The sequence below is a fragment of the Solimonas soli DSM 21787 genome, assembly GCF_000474945.1.
Taxonomy (GTDB): Bacteria; Pseudomonadota; Gammaproteobacteria; order Nevskiales; family Nevskiaceae; genus Solimonas; species Solimonas soli.
This window is the reverse complement of the sequence record NZ_AXDW01000011.1, coordinates 80922-97678: the sequence shown is the minus strand read 5'-3', so window position 1 is coordinate 97678 and position 16757 is coordinate 80922. Positions and strand designations below refer to the sequence as shown.

Annotated in this window: 12 protein-coding genes; 5 read left to right on the top strand and 7 right to left on the bottom strand. The window is 69.6% G+C overall.

The window, feature by feature from the left end; genetic code table 11:
• Positions 1-169: 169 nt before the first annotated feature.
• Positions 170-1303 (top strand): OmpA family protein, encoded by a 1134-nt coding sequence (locus K344_RS22925; RefSeq protein ID WP_051362000.1) that lies wholly within the window; start codon positions 170-172, stop codon positions 1301-1303.
• Between the two features lie 89 nt (positions 1304-1392).
• Here K344_RS22925 and K344_RS0107470 read toward each other — a convergent pair whose 3' ends face one another.
• The 4 genes from K344_RS0107470 to K344_RS0107455 form a co-directional block, all read right to left on the bottom strand.
• Positions 1393-3159, bottom strand: a complete 1767-nt coding sequence (locus K344_RS0107470) for a patatin-like phospholipase family protein (protein WP_028080143.1) — start codon at positions 3157-3159, stop codon at positions 1393-1395.
• 80 nt (positions 3160-3239) lie between these two features.
• Positions 3240-5186, bottom strand: coding sequence for a M2 family metallopeptidase (locus K344_RS0107465; protein ID WP_245586146.1), 1947 nt, complete (start codon positions 5184-5186; stop codon positions 3240-3242).
• A 2-nt stretch (positions 5187-5188) separates the two neighbouring features.
• A complete protein-coding gene (locus K344_RS20690; protein ID WP_043114030.1) occupies positions 5189-6706 on the bottom strand; it encodes a peptide MFS transporter in 1518 nt (505 codons plus the stop codon).
• A gap of 109 nt (positions 6707-6815) precedes the next feature.
• Positions 6816-7340, bottom strand: coding sequence for a DUF4112 domain-containing protein (locus tag K344_RS0107455; protein ID WP_051361999.1), 525 nt, complete (start codon positions 7338-7340; stop codon positions 6816-6818).
• A 118-nt stretch (positions 7341-7458) separates the two neighbouring features.
• On the opposite strand from K344_RS0107455, the gene plsB reads away from it, so the two are divergent.
• On the top strand, positions 7459-10008 hold the full coding sequence (plsB, locus tag K344_RS0107450) for a glycerol-3-phosphate 1-O-acyltransferase PlsB (protein WP_028080140.1): 2550 nt from the start codon (positions 7459-7461) through the stop codon (positions 10006-10008).
• 78 nt (positions 10009-10086) lie between these two features.
• A complete protein-coding gene (gene bamJ, locus K344_RS0107445; RefSeq protein WP_028080139.1) occupies positions 10087-10827 on the top strand; it encodes a BamJ family beta-barrel-assembly machinery protein in 741 nt (246 codons plus the stop codon).
• 158 nt (positions 10828-10985) lie between these two features.
• Here the strand turns inward: bamJ and K344_RS0107440 are convergent, their stop codons facing one another.
• Positions 10986-11456 (bottom strand): GNAT family N-acetyltransferase, encoded by a 471-nt coding sequence (locus K344_RS0107440; protein ID WP_028080138.1) that lies wholly within the window; start codon positions 11454-11456, stop codon positions 10986-10988.
• The gene (locus K344_RS0107435) at positions 11453-12922 is read right to left on the bottom strand and encodes a RimK family ATP-grasp domain-containing protein (RefSeq protein ID WP_028080137.1); all 1470 of its coding nucleotides are present in this window, start codon (positions 12920-12922) and stop codon (positions 11453-11455) included. The genes K344_RS0107440 and K344_RS0107435 overlap by 4 nt, the downstream gene beginning before the upstream one ends.
• 189 nt (positions 12923-13111) lie before the next feature.
• On the opposite strand from K344_RS0107435, the gene K344_RS22920 reads away from it, so the two are divergent.
• The gene (locus tag K344_RS22920) at positions 13112-14194 is read left to right on the top strand and encodes an SPOR domain-containing protein (protein ID WP_084197136.1); all 1083 of its coding nucleotides are present in this window, start codon (positions 13112-13114) and stop codon (positions 14192-14194) included.
• Between the two features lie 7 nt (positions 14195-14201).
• Here the strand turns inward: K344_RS22920 and K344_RS0107425 are convergent, their stop codons facing one another.
• Positions 14202-15278 carry an NADH:flavin oxidoreductase/NADH oxidase gene (locus tag K344_RS0107425; RefSeq protein ID WP_028080136.1) on the bottom strand — a complete coding sequence of 359 codons (1077 nt, stop codon included), beginning with the start codon at positions 15276-15278 and terminating at the stop codon, positions 14202-14204.
• A gap of 162 nt (positions 15279-15440) precedes the next feature.
• Between K344_RS0107425 and gltP the strand changes: the two genes are divergently transcribed.
• Entirely contained in the window at positions 15441-16754 is a 1314-nt protein-coding gene (gltP, locus tag K344_RS0107420) for a glutamate/aspartate:proton symporter GltP (protein WP_028080135.1), read from the top strand.
• Positions 16755-16757 lie beyond the last annotated feature (3 nt).

Here is a 16757-nt window from a genome sequence, read left to right as displayed (position 1 = left end):
GTGCAGACCCGTCACGCGCGCGCAAAGTTCAGGCTGGGTTCATGGCTTCGAACCAAGATGCGCCGGACGTTAAGGGAGCAACGCAACATCGCGCGCGTCGGCTTTCACGGACATGGCGGTGTTGAGTGGCTTTCTTCGTTCTTCTGACCTGAGGAAAGCAACAATGAAAATGAAGCACAAGGTTCTGGCGGCGGCACTCATCGCCGGCGCGGCGCAGACGGTCTACGCCGACGCCGATTCGACCACGCCGTACATGGGCATCCAGGGCAGCTACGAGTTCCCGGACGCCGTGCGCAACAACGACGACGGCCTCGGCGGCAACCTGCTGTTCGGTTTCCCGACCGGCGAATACTTCGCACCGGAAATCAACCTGTCCGGCGTGCGCGCCGACCGCAAAGGCGCCTCCGGCGCCGACAAGCGCTGGGATCTCGGCCTCGATTTCGCGATCTATCCGTGGAAGCGCTCGTCGTGGTTCTCGCCGTTCCTGCTGCTCGGCGGCGGTGGCCAGCACGTCGACCGCGCCGCCAACGACGGCACCTACGGCTTCGCCAATGCCGGCGGCGGCTTCCTCATCAACGTCAACGAGGCGCGCACCGTGGCGATCCGCGTCGACGCCAAGCGCTACTGGGTGTTCGATGACGACGCGGATGCGATCCACGACCATCTGAACGAGACCCGCATCAACGCCGGCGTGCAGTTCGTGCTCGGCAAGAAGACCGAGAAGCCGGTCGCCGCGCCGCCGCCGCCGCCGGCCGATACCGACGGCGACGGCGTGCCCGACAATCTCGACATGTGCCCCGGCACGCCGGCCGGCACCCAGGTCGATGCGCGCGGTTGCCCGCTGCCGCCGCCTCCGCCGCCGAAGGATTCCGACGGCGACGGCGTCTACGACAATCTCGACGCCTGCCCGAACACGCCGGTCGGCATGAAGGTCGATGCGCGCGGCTGCGCGATCAAGGAAGCCAAGATCGTGCTGCACGACATCAACTTCGAGTTCGATTCGGCGCGCCTGACGGCGGCGTCGAAGGCCGAGCTCGACAAGATCGTGCAGGGCCTCAGGGGCCAGCCGAGCATGGGCCTGATCATCGAGGGCCACACCGACGCGACCGGCTCCGAGGCCTACAACCTGAAGCTGTCGAAGCAGCGTGCCGCGGCAGCCAAGGACTACCTGGTCTCGCAGGGCATCGAGTCCTCGCGCCTCAGCTCGGAGGGCTACGGCGAAAGCAAGCCGGTCGCCTCGAACAAGACCAAGGAAGGCCGCGCCGAGAACCGCCGCGTCGAATTCAAGGTGACCAAGGAGTGAAGCCGTCGGCCTGAAGGCCGCGCCGCCGGCACGGCACGGCCCGCGGCATCGAGCCCCGGCGCGCGAGCGTCGGGGCTTTTTCGTGCGCCTCAGATGGCGAACAGCTTCTCGCGCTGGCCCTGCAGCTGCTGCATGGCGTGCTGGTAGCCGCGCTCGACGATCTCGTCCATGCGCTTCCAGTCGAACATGCCGATGCGCGTGACCGGCATGCGCAGATAGACGTCGGCGGACGCCGCGCGCTGCGCGACGCCGCTCTCGCTGGTCAGGGTCGCCGTGCGGAACAGGATCGACAGCAGGCGCGGCGCTTCCTCGCCGCGCAGGCGGAACACCGCCTCGGGATCCGGCCCGGCGACGCCCTGCGCGGCGATGCCGCCTTCGGTGCTGACGTCGGAGGCGATCACCGGACCGCGCTCGAGGCCGCGCATGACATCGGTCGGCAGGCTGTTGATCACGGCGCCGTCGGCATACAGCTCGCCGTTGTAGGCGACCGGCGGCGCCACGCCGGGCACCGCCATGCTGGTCGCGATCCACAGATACAACGGGCCGCGGTCGCGCACCGCCGCCGCGCCGCGCGTGAGATTGGTCGCCACGCAGAAGTACGGCAGGCGCAGCTCCTCGATCATCTGCTCGCCGAAGATCTCGTGCAGGTGCCGCGCGAACTTGCGGCCGCGGATCAGCGAGATGGTCGGCAGCACGTAGTCGTTGAGATAGTTGTGCGTGACGAAGGTGTCGCGCGCGATCATGCGGATGTCGTCGACGCTGCGGCCGCAGGCGAGCAGGCCGGCGAGGAAGGCGCCCATGCTCGAACCGCCGGTGACGTCGACCGGAATGCCGAGCTCCTGCAGCGCGCGGAACAGGCCCAGATGCGCGAAGCCGCGCGCGCCGCCGCCGCCGAGCACGAGGCCGACGCCGCGGCCCGAGAGCTGGCGCGCGAGCCGCGCGAAATCGGTCTCGCGGTCGAGGCGCAGGTAGTAGTGCGCGCCGGCGCCACAGCGCGAGCGCCAGTCGAGCACGGTCGGCGCCGGCGCGCCGTCGGGCCGGATCATCAGGAGATCCACCGGCGCGCGCGACTGGCTGTCGCGCAGCAGGTCGAGCATGGCTTCGTCGGCTAGCACGCGGCCGGCCTCGCTGACGACCAGCACGCGATCGGCCTGCGCGATGCAGCGCCGCGCCCAGGCATCGGCGCGTTCGGCGAGATAGACGATCTGCGTGTCCTGGACTTCGAGCGCGTTGAGATATTCGGTCAGGCGCCGCTCGGCCTCGGCGTCGTCGTGCTCGCGCAGCGCGCTGCAGGCACCGTCGAGCTCGGCGTCGACGGTGGCGGCACAGACCAGGCGGGCACCGGCGCCGAGATGGCGGCACAGACGCTCGGCAATCTGCCGCGCCGGCATGTCCGGCGTCGCCGGCACCACGGCGATGGTGCCGCGCTGCCGCACGGCGGCGAGCGCCTGCCGGCCGGCGTTCTGGCGCAGGCGCTGCACGATGAGGCGCGTCAGGCGCAGCATGCTTTCCGGGAACTGGCCCATGGTGTGCAGCAGCGCCGCGGTCGGCAGTTCGACCAGCACGCTGTCGCGGATCGCGTAGACATCGGCGGTGTGCGGCTCGCCGAGCACCGCGCTGATCTCGCCGCTCGGCCACAGGCGCGGAATGGTGCCGGCGATGCGGCCGTCGGCGAGCATCGCGCGCAGGCGGCCGGTGGCGACGATGTAGACATGGTCCGGCATCGAACCGCGCGCCACGACCTGGGCGCCGCTGCGCACGTCGATCAGGCGTGCGTGCGCGGCCAGCGCCTCGATCGCCGCCTCGGCGATGTCGGCGAACAGGGGCGACTGGCGCAGGATGTCGCGGGCTTCCATGGGCGCGCAGTCTAGCGTCCCCGCCCGGCGCAACGAAAAAAGGCGGCCGAATGGCCGCCTTTCGCCGACCCGCGAGAGATTCAGCTCTTGCCGGCTTCGCCCTGCCAGCCGCAGGCGAGTCCCTCGTTGTGCTGCTTGAGATAGCCCATCAGCGGCTGGAAGTATTCGATGATCGCCGCGGCGTCCATCTCGCGCTTGCCGGTCAGCTTCTCCAGCGTGTCCTGCCAGGGCTGCGAGGCGCCGGCCTTGAGCATTTCCATGTACTTCTGGCCGGCCGCCTTGTTGCCGTAGATGTCGCATGCATAGAGCGGGCCGGTGAAGCCGGCGGCGTCGCACAGCGCCTTCTGGAACTGGAACTGCAGGACGAAGGCGAGGAAGTAGCGCGTGTACGGCGTGTTGCCGGGAATGTGGTACTTGGCGCCCGGGTCGAAGTCGTCCTCGCTGCGCGCCAGCGGCGGGCTGACGCCCTGGTAGGCGGCGCGCAGTTTCCACCAGCCCTCGTTGTAGTGCTCCGGCGTGATGTCGCCGGCGAACACCTTCCAGCGCCACTGGTCGACCAGCTTGCCCCAGGGCAGGAAGGTGATCTTGTCGAGCGCCAGCTTCATCTGCGCGTTGATCAGCGCGCGCTCGTCGCCCGCCTTCGCGCCGGCGGCCTGCGCCGGCACCAGGCCGATCTTCGCCAGATGCGCCGGCGTCAGCGACAGGGTGATGGTGTCGCCGATCGCCTCGTGGAAACCGTCGTGCGCGGCGTTCTGGAAAATCGGCGCGAGCGGGTTGTACATGAGGTCGTAGTAGATGTGCCCCATCTCGTGATGGATGGTGATGAGGTCGTCTTCCTTCGGCTCGATGCACATCTTGATGCGCACGTCGCCCTGCATGTTCATGTCCCAGGCGCTGGCGTGGCAGACCACGTCGCGGTCGCGCGGGCGCAGCAGCATCGACTTCTCGTAGAACGAGGCCGGCAGCGGCGGGAAGCCGATCGAGGTGTAGAAGTCCTCGGCGATCCTGGTCGTGTCGACGGCGAACTGCGCGTCGGCCTTGTGTTCGAGGTCGGCGAGGTCCAGCGCGGTCGGCTTGCCTTTGAACTCGCCGAGCAGCTTGCGGTAATCGGCGTCGCGGCGCGCCTTCAGGGCGGCGCTGACGTCGAGCGAGCCGACCCCCTTGTAGGGCTCCACCAGCGGATAGATGTTGCTCCACTGCTGCGCCCACATGTTGCCGAGCAGGTGCGCCGGAATCAGGCCGTCCTTCGGCACCACCGCGTCGCCGTACTTCTCGTTGAGCCTGGCGCGCACGTCGCAGTGCAGGGCGTCGTACAGCGGCTGCAGCTGCGACCACAGCTTCTCGACCGTCCGCTCGAACTCGGCCGGACTCATGTCGTAGCCGGCACGCCACATCTCGCCGAGATCGGCGAAGCCCAGCTCGCGGGCGCCTTCGTTGGACAGCTCGACGAACTTCGCGTAGTCCTGCCTGATCGGCCTCGCCGTCGCATGCCAGCCGGCCCAGGCGGCGGCGCGTTCCTGCGGCGACCGCTCGGGATCGTCGATGATCTTTTCGATCTGGTTCAGGTTCAGGCACTCGCCGCCCGGCGTCGGGCACCACTTGCCGGCGCCGTAATTGGCGTCCATGCGCGCCAGCACACGGGTCAGCTCGGCGCGCTTGGCGACGTCGTTCGGCGCCGGATTGGACGTCGACAGCTTGAGCAGCAGCAGGCCGCGCGCGGTGTCCTTGCCCAGCTCGAGGCCGTTGAAGCGCTTGGACTCGTCGAGCTTGCCGGTGAGATAGGCGAGCCACTCGTCGTTGGCCTGCGACGACAGCATCTGCGTGTCGTCGTTGATGAAGGTCTGCTGCGTCCACTGCGCGCTGTTCAGGTACGGCAGCAGGCGGCGGTAATCGTCGTTGACGCCGGCCATGAACGCGTCGGCCTGCGCCGGCGTCGCGCCGCCGTCCTTCGGCGCCGGGCTTGCGTCCTTCTTGCCGCAGCCGGCGAGCAGCACGGCGACCGCGAGCGGGATCAGCAGTTTGCGCATGTTCAGAGTCCTTCCTCCGGAGCGGCCGCGTCGCGCAGCCGGGTCAGCTTGTGGATCGGCCGGGCGAGCACCAGCATCAGCACGCCGGCGCCGAGGCCGAGCAGCGCAACGTTCCAGAACTGGCCGGGCATGTCGCGGATGTCGCTGCCGCCGACGTGGCCGCCGATCAGGCCGGCGGCGAGATTGCCGACCGCCAGGCCGAGGAACCAGGTGCCCATCAGCTGGCCGACATAGCGCGGCGGCGCCAGGCGCGTGACGTTTGACATGCCGACCGGCGCCAGGCACAGCTCGCCGGTCGTGTGCAGCAGATAGGTCAGCAGCAGCCAGCCCGGCGCGACCTTGGCGCCGCTGCCCATGCACAGCTTGGCGGCGAACATGACGACGACGAAGCCGAGGCCCATCTGCACGAGGCCGAGACCGAACTTGGCCGGCGCCGCGGGATCGAGATTGCGCTTGCCGAGCCAGACCCACAGCGCCGCGAAGAACGGCGCGAACAGGATGATGTAGACCGGATTGGCCGCCTGATACCAGGACGCCGGATGCTCGCCATTCGGGAACCACGCGCCGAGGAACGCGCGGTTGGTGTAGTCCTGCGCGAACAGGTTCAGCGAGGTCGCGGCCTGCTCGAAGCCGGCCCAGAATGTCGCCGAGCTGAGAAAGAGGATGCCGATCACGGCGACGCGGCCGCGCTCGGCGCGCGTCAGGTCGGCGAACAGCAGCATGTAGCCGAAGAAGCCGATGCCGACCGCCGCCATCACCACGCCGGCCATCTTGGCCAGATCGCTCGGCCGCACCGGCACGAGGCCGCTGGCGAGCAGCGCCGCGATCGCGGCCAGCACCGCCACGGCGATGCCGAGCGTGCGCCAGCCGCTGCGCTGCTGCGCCGGCGTCGTCGCCGGCGCGAGTCCGCCGCTGCCGAGATGACGTTCGGTGAGCTTGAACTGGATGACGCCACCGAGCATGAACAGGCCGGCGGTGCCGAAGCCGAGGCGCCAGGACCAGTTCTCGCCGACCGTGCCGACCACGAACGGCGCGATCGCCGCGCCGAGGTTGATGCCCATGTAGAAGATCGAGAAGCCGGCGTCGCGACGCGCGTCGTTGTTGCCGTCGTAGAGCGTGCCGACCAGCGCCGAGACGTTCGGCTTCAACAGGCCGACGCCGATGACGATGATGGCGAGGCCGAGGAAGAACAGGCCGGCCGGTCCGGGAATCGCCAGCGTGAAGTTGCCGGCGGAAATGAAGATGCCGCCCCAGAACACCGCACGGCGGCTGCCGATCAGGCGGTCGGCGATCCAGCCGCCGGGCAGCGAGAACAGATAGACGGCGCCGGTGTAGAGGCCGTAGATCGCACCGGCCTCCTCGCGCGTCAGGCCGAGGCCCGGGTTGACCTCGGTGGCCGCCGCGGCGAGGAAGAAGACGAGGATCGCGCGCATCCCGTAATAGGTGAAGCGCTCCCACATCTCGGTGAAGAACAGCGTCGCCAGTCCTCGCGGATGGCCGGCCCAGGTCTTTTCGGTCATATCCCCGCACCCAAGAAATACGCGCCGGAGCGGAACGCCCGCGGCGCGCGAATGACACAGCTGCCGGCACTATGCCTGCCGCCTGCCGAAGGGTCATCCGGTAAATCCACTAGGTGTGCGCGGACGACCGCAGCAGCCACCACAGTCCGGCCAGCAACAACAGGGCCAGCAGCGCGGCCGCCAGGGCCGGTCCGTAACGCCGGCGGCGCGGCGGCGGCGCGACGCCGAGACGATCGTCGAGATGGCGGTCGAGCAGGCGCAGGTTGCGCTCGTTGGACTTGAAGGCGAAGTCGGCGACATCGCCGACCACCGGCAGCACGCCGAGCAGCAGATCGAGGACGATGTTGCCGAGCATGCGGCCGATGACGCCGCGCGGCGCGCGCAGCTGCAGCGCCTCGACCACGAAATAGGCGCCGAGCAGCGCGCCGGCGAGATCGCCGATGCCGGGAATGAGGCCGATCAGCGCTTCCAGGCCGATGCGCCAGGAGGTGCCCGGCACCGCCAAGCCGCTGTCGAGCAGGCGCGCGACACGACGCAGGCGGCTGCGCGTGGCCTGCAGGCCGGCCCCGTTCCGCTCTATCCTCTGCGTCCCATCCTCGTGCAGGGCGGCACCCGGCGGTTTGCGGACTGTCATCTGGCTTCCGGTAAACTTTTTGCGTTCATGGCGGGGACCGCCCACGCGTCGCACGCCTTTGGGGCGGAAAGCGCAGCGTCGCGCACCCGCAAGCCATTATCAGGTCGTTGGGAGTCGCATGCGCGCTCTGCTGAACCGCATTCTGTACAGCCTCGTGTGGTGGATGTTCCGCCCGTTCTACGGCGTGGTCCGCTACAAGACGGCGCCGCTGCCGCTGCGCGACGGCCTCAAGATCGACCCCAACAAGCCGGTCGTCTACATCCTCGCGCAGCGCTCCTGGGTCGACGCCTTCGTGCTCGAACGCATCTGCCGCGAGCACGAGCTGCCGCGCCCGAACCGCACCGGCTCCAATTTCCCGACCGTCGAGCGCGCCGCCGTCGTCTACATGGACGCGCTGCTCGAGACGCGCCTGCACCCGACCGAGCTGTCGCGCCTGATCGAAACCGGCATCGCCACGCGGAGCTTCGAGGCGCAGCTGGTGCCGGTGTCGATCTTCTGGGGCCGCGATCCCGGCAAGGAAACCAGCCTGTGGAAGCTGCTGTTCGCCGACAGCGTGCAGGCCGGCCGCGTGCGCAAGTTCTTCATCATGCTGTTCAACGGACGCAACGTGCTCGCCCATTTCGGCCTGCCGTTCTCGTTCCGCGAATACGTGGACCGCGGTCCCGACGCCTCGACCTCGATCCGCAAGCTGACGCGCGTCCTGCACTTCCACTTCCTGCGCGCCCGCACGGCGGCGCTGGGTCCGAACCTGCTGCGCCGCGGCGTCGTGGTCGATGGCCTGCTCGGCTCGGCCGAGGTGCAGCGCGCCATCGAGCATGCCGCCGGCCGCAACGGCATGACCCTCGACAAGGCGCGCGCCTACGCGCGCAAGTGCGCCGAGGAAATCGCCGCCGACTATTCGAGTTCGAGCATCAACTTCCTCGAGCGCTTCCTCACCTACGTGGTCTTCAAGCGCGTGTTCGCCGGCATCGACGTGCAGGGCCTCGAGCGCATGCGCGAGCTGGCGCAGCAGTACGAGCTGGTCTACATGCCCTCGCACCGCTCGCACGCCGACTACCTGCTGGTGTCGTACTCGCTGTACCGCGCCGGCGTGGTGCCGCCGCACATCGCCGCCGGCGTCAATCTCAACTTCTGGCCGGTCGGCGGCCTGCTGCGCCGCTGCGGCGCCTTCTACCTGCGTCGCAGCTTCTCGGGCGACGCGATCTACACCGCCGTGTTCCGCGCCTACGTCGATTCGCTGATCAAGCGCGGCTACGCGATCGAGTTCTTCCCGGAAGGGGGGCGCAGCCGCACCGGCCGCCTGCTGGCGCCGAAGACCGGCCTGCTGTCGATGGTCGTCGAGGCCGGCTTGCGCCAGGACACGCGGCGCGTGGCGATGGTGCCGGTGTACATCGGCTATGACCGCGTCTGGGAAGTCGGCAGCTACACCAAGGAGCTGCGCGGCGGCGCCAAGGCCAAGGAATCGGCGGAAGGCTTGCTCAAGGCCGGCAAGATCCTCGGCAAGTCCTATGGCAAGGCCTACATCAACTTCGGCGAGCCGATCATCCTGCAGGACTACGCGACGCAGCGCATGCCGGGCTGGCGCGAGGCGATGGCGGCGAGCGACGAGGCGCTGCCGGGCAACTTCAAGGAATTCGTGGCGGAACTGGCGACCGAGAACAGCCGCCGCATCAATGCCGCGGCCGTCGCCAATCCGGCGAGCCTGGCGGCGATCGCCCTGCTCGCCTCGCCGCAGCGCGTCGTCGCGCACGAGGAATTCATCGAGCAGATCGGCTATCTGATCTGGCTGCTCAAGGGCCAGCCCTACGGCGAGCATCTCTACATCCCGGAGAACTCGCCGAAGGCGGTGGTCGACTGGAGCGGACCGATCGGCCAGATCGCCCGCGTGCCGCACCCCTGGGGCGAGCTGCACGGCGTCACCGCGCGCGACGCCGTGGCGCTGACCTACAACCGCAACAACATCCAGCATCTGTTCGCGATCCCCTCGCTGATCGCCAACCTGTTCCGCACCCGCCTGCTGCTGTCCGACGAAGCGGTGGTGATGGGCGTGCGCGCGCTGTACCCCTTCCTGCGCAACGAGTTCTTCCTGCGCTGGGACGCCGGCGAGGTCGAGGGCATCGCCAAGTCCTGGATCAACGTGATGCTCGGGCTCGGCCTGCTGAGCCGCGAGAACGACCGCCTGCGCCGGCCGGACGCCAACCAGCCGGCCTACTCGACGCTCGCCATGCTCGGCCGCGTGCTCGGCGAGACGCACGAACGCTATTGCATGACGGCGCTGCTGCTGGCCGACGAACGCCGCTCGCCGACGCCGCTCAAGCGCGAGCGCTTCGAGGAGGACTGCCGCCTGCTCGCCGAGCGCATGGCCATCCTCACCGGCCGCGACGCGCCGGAGTTCTTCGACAAGGCGCTGTTCAAGGGCTACCTCAACACGCTGATCGAGATCGGCCTGGTCAGCGTCGCCGCCGACAAGACCCTGCTCGTCGACGCGCGCATCGACCGCATCGCCGAACGCTCGCTCGAGCTGCTGTCCGACGACGCGCGGCAGATGCTGCTGCAGCTGCTCGCGCGGCGCCGCCGCGCCGAAAAAGCCGCGGCGATCGAGGCCGTCGCGCAGGGCGCCGAGCCGCCCGCGACGCGCGCCGGGACAGGCGAGGAAAAGCCGCTATAATCCGCCGCGACCGGCGCGCCTCGCGCCTTTTTTGCATCTGGCCCTCCCATCTGGCCCCCTCCCAATCCGGACCTACCCATGAAGAATTCTTTACGCCTGCTGGCCATCAGCCTCGCCGCCGCTGCGATCGTCGCCGGCTGCGCCAAGAAGGACGACAAGGCCGGCAGCAACGCCGCGCTCGAAACCGACGCGCAGAAGTTCAGCTACGCCATCGGCGTCGACCTCGGCAAGTCGCTGCAGCCGGTCAAGGACGATGTCGATCTCGCGGCGATGAAGGCCGGCCTCGATGACGCCTTCGCCGGCAACGCGCCGAAGATGGACGACGCCGCGCGCGAGGAGATCAAGAACACCGTCGCCAAGAAGATGCAGGAGCGCCAGATCAAGCAGCGCGAAGAGCAGGCGGCGAAGAACAAGGAGGAAGGCGCCAAGTTCCTCGAGGAGAACGGCAAGCGCGAAGGCGTGAAGACCACCGCCTCGGGCCTGCAGTACGAAGTCCTCACCGAGGGCAAGGGCGAGCATCCGAAGGCCAGCGACACGGTGACCGTGCACTACAAGGGCACGCTGATCAACGGCGAGGAGTTCGACAGCTCGTACTCGCGCGGCCAGCCGGTGAGCTTCCCGCTCGCCAACGTGATCCCGGGCTGGACGGAAGGCGTGCAGCTGATGACGCCGGGCAGCAAGTACAAGTTCTACATCCCGTCCGATCTCGCCTACGGCGAGCGCGGCGCCGGCGTGAAGATCGGCCCGAACCAGGTGCTGATCTTCGAGGTCGAGCTGCTGTCGATCGGCGAGCCGAAGGAAGACAAGTCTTCCAAGTAAGCCGGGCCCCGTCGCAGGAAAACGCCGCCTTCGGGCGGCGTTTTCGTTTGTGCCTGGGGCAGGCTCCGGCGGCTGCGTTGCCTGCTTCGTCCCGCGCTCGTTTCGCCTTTCGGGCGAAGCAAAAGTCGGATCGGGCCGAGTACGCCGCGCCTGCAGGCTCAGCGAGCGCGCCGCCCCGCCAGGACCTTGCGCAGCCGCAGGCCATCGCCGCCGTCGTCGTAATAGCCCGGCAGGCGCTGCCGCTCGGCGTAGCCGAGACTGGCGTACAGCGCGCGTGCCGCGGCGTTGTCCTCGCGCACTTCCAGGGAGACCGCCGCGCAGCCGGCTGCGCGCGCGCCGCGCTCGGCGACCTGCACCAGGCGACGACCCAGTCCCAGGCCCCGGGCGATCGGATCGACGACCACCGAATAGATGCGTGCGATGGTGCTGCCACGGCGCGTCAGCAGGATCAGCGCGCCGACGACGTGGGTGCGCGCCGCCGTGATTTCCACGACCCAGACCCGGGCGCTGGCGACGCGCAGGAAGCGCTGCACCGAAGCGCGCGACATGCGGTCGCCGGGGAAATGCCGCTCGAGCTCCAGGATGGCGTCGACGTCGCCGGTCCGTGCGCGGCGCAGTCGCGGACTCACCGCGCCTGCTCTCGCGTGCGCTGCTCGAGGCGCTTGATGAAGTACTCCATCACCTTGCGGTACAGCGTGTCCTTGAGCACGAGATCCTCGACGCCGTGATCGACGTTCGGATTGTCGTTGACCTCGATGACCTTGACCACCTTGCCGAACTGCTTGAGATCGACGCCATACAGGCCGCTGCCGACCGCGCGCGCCGCCTGCACGGCGACGTTCAGCACCGCCGCCGGCACGTCCTTGACGTCCAGCGTCTCGTGGCCGCCTTCGACGATCGCGCCGTTGCCGGCGCGCTTGACGACCTGCCAGTGATCCTTGGCCATGTAGTAGCGGCAGGCGTAGAGCGGTACGCCGTCGAGCACGCCGACGCGCCAGTCGTAGTCGGTCGGCTCGTAGGACTGCGCGATGATGAGATCCGAGCGCTCCAGCATGTCGGCCGCCTCTCGGCGGAACTCCGCCTCGGTCTCGACCTTGATCACGCCCTTGGAGAACTGCGAGTCCGGCTGCTTGAGCACGCAGGGAAAGCCCAGCTCGCGGCCGGCCTGCTTGACGTTGCGCGAGTGCAGCAGCACGGTCTTCGGCTGCGGGATGCGGTGCCGCTCCATCAGCTGCGCGAGGAACACCTTGTTGGCGGCGCGCAGGATCGACAGCGGATCGTCGACCACGACCAGGCCCTCGCGCGCGGCGCGGCGCGCGAAACGATAGGTGTGGTGATTGACCGCCGTGGTCTCGCGGATGAACAGCGCGTCGAACTCGGCGACGTGGCCATAGTCCGATTTGTCGATGAACTCGACTTCGAAGCCGAGATCCTCGGCGGCGCGCTCGAACATCCTCAGCGCGCGCGCGTTGGACGGCGGCTCCTGCTCATCCTCGTTGACGAGGATGGCGAGATCGTAGCGCGACGAATCGCGGCGCACGCTCGGCGCGCGGCGCCGCGCGAAATAATCCTGCGCCGCCTCGTAGAGGAATTCGTGGTGCGCGGCCGGCACTTCGCCGAGGGCGATCGGGCCGAAGGTATCGACGCGCCACTCGTCGCCGCGATAGCTGAACTTGGCCTGCAGCAGCGGCGCCGGAAACTGGTTGAACAGGGCGCGCGCCAGGCGCTCGTGGCGCTTGGCCATCGAGCGTCCGAAGTAGACGTTCATCACGTACTCGGCCGAGCCGATGCGCGCCAGCGACTGCTGGATCAGCTCCTCGACCTCGTCGTTGAGGATGCGCGGCGATTCGGCGAGCTTGAGATCCTGGATCGTGGTGATCTCGGGCAGCGGCTTGTGGTCGCGCGCGCCGGCCAGCAGCGAGACGTAGTAGCCGGTCGTCTGGTAGCCGAAGGAACGGCAGAGGTTGTAGATGCGCACCTTGCGCGCGCGCGTCAGGTCCTCGTGCGTGAGGTAGTCCCAGGCGGTGACGACCTCGATGCCGGGAATGCTGACCGGCCAGTCCGAGCGCTGATCGACGACGACGATGCCGCTCATGGCAGCGCGGACGAGAGGTGTTGGCGGCCGCCTTCGGGCGGCGGTTCGGAGGACGCTTCGGGCATGCGGCCGGTCTTGTCGGTGGGGTAAAAACCGCGCGCGCATGCTAGCACGCGGCCTGCCGGAACCGATGCCGCTTTGCTACGCTCGCGCGCGCCGGGAGCCTGGGCTCCGAGAAAGGGGTGGACGATGCGGTCGTGGCGGAGCTGGGTCGCTGGCGCTTTGCTGCCGTTGTCGCTGCCGGCCGCGGCCGGCGACGACCTGCAGTTCAACCGGGTCGAGGCGCCGGTCGCGGTCACGCGCGGCGCGGTATCGACGCCGCCGGGCGTGCGCGGCGCGCTGCTCGCCGGCGACCAGCTGCGCACCGGGCCCGGCGGCCGCGTCAGCGTGGCGCTCGCCGACGGCGGCGCCTTCACGCTGGCCGGCGACAGCGGCGTGCGCATCGTCGCCACCGCGCCGCCCGATCCGCCGGGCCGCACCGTGCTGCTGGAAATGACGCTCGAACGCGGCGCCGTGCACGTCGACGCGCGCAAGCTCGAACAGAAGGCGCCGGCCGACGTTCGCCTGACGCTGTCGCGGATCAAGGTGCGCCTCTACGGCACCGACGCCTGGGCCGAGTCGTCGGCGGCCGGCGACGAGCTGTGCCTGGTGTCCGGCGCCGCCGAGATCGACACGCCGGCCGGGCATCGCCGCCTCGACGAGCCCGGCGAATGCCTGCGCGCCACCGCGCGTGGCGTCGAGCGCGTGGCCGCGCAGGAGGTCGGCCCGCTGGCGCCGCGCCTGGCGCTGACCACCTTCGACGACGACTACGCGACGCGCTACTTGGCGCAGCAGGTGCGGGCCGAGGGCCGGGCGCGGCCGCGTCTCGCGGAACTGGCGTCGCCGGCCGGCGACGGCGCCGCGGCGGCCCTGATCTCGCCGCCGCCGGCCGTGCCCGCCGCGCCGGCACCGGCCGCGGCAACGCCGGCACCGCCCGTGCCGGCACCGCCCGCCCGCCCCGCCGCCGCGGCCGCGCCGGGCCCGCGCGAATGGCGGCTGGTGCTGGCCGGAGCCGGCTCGCGCGCGCAGGCGGAAGCGCGGGCCAGGCAGCTGCGCGCGCGCGGCTGGAACATCGACATCGTCGAAGTGCCGGCCGGCGCCGGCGCCCGCTACCGCCTGCTCGCCGGGCACTATGCGACGCGCGCCGAGGCCTCGGTCGCGCAGGCGAAGACGCACAAGCTCGCCGACCTCCGGGACGCCTGGATCATCGAGCTGCCGCGCGCGCGGCGCTGAGCCGCGCCTACCAGGCGCGCTGGTATTGCGGCGGCGGCTCGGGCTTGAGGCCGAGCTCGAGCGCGGCGCGCCGCGGCCAGTACGGATCGCGCAGCATCTCGCGCGCCAGCAGCGTCACGTCGGCCTCGCCGTTGCGGACGATGGCGTCGGCCTGGCGCGGTTCGGTGATCATACCGACCGCGCCGGTGGCGACGCCGCAGCGGCGGCGGATCTCGGCGGCGAACGGCACCTGGTAGCCTGGCCCGACCGGCACTTTCGCCTTGGCCAGCGTGCCGCCGCTCGACACGTCGATCAGGTCGACGCCGTCGTCCTTGATCGCCTCGACCAGCGCGCAGGACTGCTGCAGATCCCAGCCCGCGCCGTCACGCTGCGCATCCGCCCAGTCGGTCGCCGAGATGCGCAGCCACAGCGGCAGGCGCTCCGGCCACACCACGCGCACCGCGGCGAGCACGCGGCGCAGCAGGCGGATGCGGTTGTCGAAACTGCCGCCGTAGGCGTCGCCGCGACGGTTCGCCAGCGGCGAAAGGAACTCGTGCAGCAGATAGCCGTGCGCGGCGTGGATTTCCAGCAGCTCGAAGCCGGCGTCGAGCGCGCGCCGCGCCGCCGCGGCGAAGGCCTGCACCAGCGCGTCGATCTGCTCGATGTCGAGCGCCTCCGGCACGATGCTGTGCTCGTCGAAGGCCAGCGCCGACGGCGCCACGATCGGCCGCCAGCCGCCCTGCTCGGGCGCCAGCGCGCGGCCGCCGTTCCACGGCGTGGCGCAGCTCGCCTTGCGGCCGGCGTGCGCGAGCTGGATGCCGGCGACGGCGCCGGCCTCGCGGACGAATTGCGCGATCGGCGCCCAGGCCTCGGTCTGCGCGTCGTTCCACAGGCCGGTGTCGCCCGGCGAGATGCGGCCGCGCGCTTCGACGGCGGTGGCCTCGGCGATCACCGCCGCGGCGCCGCCGACGGCACGCGCGCCGAGATGCACGAGATGCCACTGGTTGGGCACGCCGTCGCTGGCCGAGTACTGGCACATCGGCGAGACGACGATACGGTTCTTCAGCGTCAGCTCACGCTGCGGCAGCGGCGACAACAGGCTCATGACGACTCCGTTGCAATGGCCCGCGCATCGTACCGTCGCCGGCGGCCGATGCACCACCTGCGGCGGCGCGCATCTTGCGACCCGTGTCGTGAGGCCGCCGATTTGCATCCGGACCGGCAAGCTTCCTATGGTCCGTCTTTCCGCCGCAAGGAACCGCCGCTCATGCGCCTGCCCCGTCTCAGCCTCGCCTGGCAAATCCTCATCGCGCTCGTGCTCGGCGTGATCGCCGGCAGCGCGCTGCACGGCATGGGCGCCGACGGCGGTACGCGCGACTGGCTGATCACCAACATCCTGACGCCCGCCGGGCAGATCTTCATCCGCCTGATCAAGATGATCGTCGTGCCGATCGTCATCTCCTCGCTGATCGTCGGCATCGCCGGCGTCGGCGACGCCAGGAAACTCGGCCGCATCGGCCTGAAGACCATCGTCTACTTCGAGATCATCACCACCGTCGCCATCGTCATCGGCCTGTTCTTCGCCGACACCTTCCAGCCCGGCGCCGGCATCGACATGCGGCAGCTCACGACCAGCGACATCTCGCAGTACCAGCGCACCACCGAAGCGGTGCAGCAGGGGCCGCACAGCCTGGTGGCGACCATCCTCGGCCTGATTCCGGCGAACGTCTTCGAGGCCATCGTCAGGGGCGAAATGCTGCCGATCATCTTCTTCTCGGTGATCTTCGGCCTGGCCCTGTCGACCTTGCCGGCGGCGCATCGCGACCCGCTGGTGCAGACCTTCCGCAGCATCTCGGAGACGATGTTCAAGGTCACGCACATGGTCATGCGCTACGCGCCGGTCGGCGTGTTCGCGCTGATCGCGGTGACGGTCGCGACCTTCGGCTTCGCCTCGCTGCTGCCGCTCGCCAAGCTGGTCGTGCTGGTCTACGCGGCGGTGCTGTTCTTCGCGCTGGTCGTGCTCGGCGCCGTCGCGCGCCTGTTCGGCTTCCGCATCCTGCGCCTGATCCGCCTGCTCAAGGACGAGCTGATCCTCGCCTACTCGACCGCGAGTTCCGAGACCGTGCTGCCGCGCATCATGGAGAAGATGCACGCCTACGGCGCGCCGCAGCCGATCGCCAGCTTCGTGATCCCGACCGGGTACTCCTTCAACCTCGACGGTTCGACGCTGTACCAGAGCATCGCCGCGCTGTTCCTCGCGCAGCTCTACGGCATCGACCTGACGCTGATGCAGCAGCTGCTGCTGGTGCTGACCCTGATGGTGACCTCCAAGGGCATCGCCGGCGTGCCGGGCGTGTCCTTCGTCGTGCTGCTGGCGACGCTCGGCAGCGTCGGCATCCCGCTCGAGGGCCTCGCCTTCATCGCCGGCATCGACCGCATCCTCGACATGGCGCGCACCGCGCTCAACGTCGTCGGCAACTCGCTGGCGACGCTGGTGATTGCGAAATGGGAAGGCCAGTACGACGCCGCGCAGGGCGCGCGCTACGAACACGAAGTGCTCGGCGGCGCGCCTGCGCCCTAGCCC

Excerpts from the sequence above, each read along its gene's own strand:
- plsB (WP_028080140.1), top strand. The coding sequence starts at position 7,459 with ATGCGCGCTCTGCTGAACCGCATTCTGTACAGCCTCGTGTGGTGGATG.
- K344_RS20690 (WP_043114030.1), bottom strand. The coding sequence starts at position 6,706 with ATGACCGAAAAGACCTGGGCCGGCCATCCGCGAGGACTGGCGACGCTG.
- K344_RS0107470 (WP_028080143.1), bottom strand. The coding sequence starts at position 3,159 with ATGGAAGCCCGCGACATCCTGCGCCAGTCGCCCCTGTTCGCCGACATC.
- K344_RS0107465 (WP_245586146.1), bottom strand. The coding sequence starts at position 5,186 with ATGCGCAAACTGCTGATCCCGCTCGCGGTCGCCGTGCTGCTCGCCGGC.
- K344_RS22920 (WP_084197136.1), top strand. The coding sequence starts at position 13,112 with ATGCGGTCGTGGCGGAGCTGGGTCGCTGGCGCTTTGCTGCCGTTGTCG.
- gltP (WP_028080135.1), top strand. The coding sequence starts at position 15,441 with ATGCGCCTGCCCCGTCTCAGCCTCGCCTGGCAAATCCTCATCGCGCTC.
- K344_RS0107435 (WP_028080137.1), bottom strand. The coding sequence starts at position 12,922 with ATGAGCGGCATCGTCGTCGTCGATCAGCGCTCGGACTGGCCGGTCAGC.
- bamJ (WP_028080139.1), top strand. The coding sequence starts at position 10,087 with ATGAAGAATTCTTTACGCCTGCTGGCCATCAGCCTCGCCGCCGCTGCG.
- K344_RS0107455 (WP_051361999.1), bottom strand. The coding sequence starts at position 7,340 with ATGACAGTCCGCAAACCGCCGGGTGCCGCCCTGCACGAGGATGGGACG.
- K344_RS22925 (WP_051362000.1), top strand. The coding sequence starts at position 170 with ATGAAGCACAAGGTTCTGGCGGCGGCACTCATCGCCGGCGCGGCGCAG.
- K344_RS0107425 (WP_028080136.1), bottom strand. The coding sequence starts at position 15,278 with ATGAGCCTGTTGTCGCCGCTGCCGCAGCGTGAGCTGACGCTGAAGAAC.